Raw genomic sequence first — 1,192 nt, forward strand, 5'->3', positions numbered from 1 at the left:
CGGGCCAGGCCGCGGCAAAAGGCAAAAACTCGCTGTCGCTGAGCGCCAGCTCTTGCGTGGCGCGCTCCGCTGCTATGTTTAGCATAGCTACCCGCGCTGATAGATCGGGGGTTGGTGCCGCTTTGAGTGCCTCATGGAAATGCCGCAGCAGGCTGTGCAGCCAGTTGCCGAAGTCGCGCTTGCCCAACTCGCTTTCGAGCTCTTCGGGCTCCTGCAGCCTAAGCTGACGCAGCGCAAAAAAGCGGTAGGGGCAACGCCGCAGGTCTTCATAGGCGCTGGCTGAAAGCCGGATGACGGGCAAGGCCTCGCCGGTCGGGAAGGGATACGGCGTCGGCTGGGTTGCCACGGCACGCAGGCTGCGGGGGTCGGTGGCCATGCGCTGTACTGCTTCCTCGTCCTGGTCCAGCAGCAGCTCCTGCACAAAGCCGCTGGGGATCAGGTGTTCGCCGGATTCACTGGTGCGCCAGAGCACATCGAGATGCGGCATGTGCAGGGCATAGTGCCAGGCCTGGCGCTGGGCAGCGGCAAGCACTTCCCGCGACGGCAGGCCCAGYAGCTCGCGTTGGCCGGGCGTCCAGGGACCGGGAGGTTCTGGTGACACCGGCAGGCGGATTTCATCGCAGCCGGGCAGCACCACGGCCTGCATGGGGCGGCCCAGCAGCTGCGGCAGCGGCAGTATGACCACCTGCTCCGCGGGCGGATGCGCCGGGGAAAACTTGCCGCCCTCCAGCGCCTGATTGGCCCACTGCGTGAAGTCATGCAGCCGCATCACCGGCGATGCTTCGAATTCGGTCTCGGCGCCTTCGTGCAGGCGCAGCACGTCCAGCACCGTCTGCCCGGCTTCGTCCTGCGCCAGTGCGTCCCACTGCCCCGCCGACTGCAAAAGGGTGCGCAGGTCGCGCAGCCACATCGCCAGCGGGCGGGCACGGCTGAAAGGGCTGCGCAATGCGTTCACCTCGCGCGCCAACGGGCCTGTTGCCGCAAAGGCTGGCGGCAAGATGGCGTCTTCCGCAAAGTCCGGCAGGTCGCGCCAGGCGCGCACGCCGGTCTTGCGCAACTCAGTCTCGGCGGCGGTGACCAGCGCGGCGTCAAACGCCGGTGCGTTTTTCAGCCAGTCCAGCACGGCATCCGTCGACGCGTCCCAGGGCATGGCGCGCAGCAGGCTCATCAGAGCGGCGGCGGCGCGAGTGGT

1 protein-coding gene is annotated in these 1,192 nt (G+C 67.7%); it reads right to left on the minus strand.

All coding sequences use genetic code 11. The annotated features are described in order from the left end of the window. Window positions 1-1,192 (minus strand): PD-(D/E)XK nuclease family protein (locus tag AC1D1X_RS23855; protein WP_477699419.1); only part of this gene is annotated, 1,192 nt, incomplete at both ends.

The sequence above is a fragment of the Polaromonas sp. P1_G4 genome (assembly GCF_056405475.1).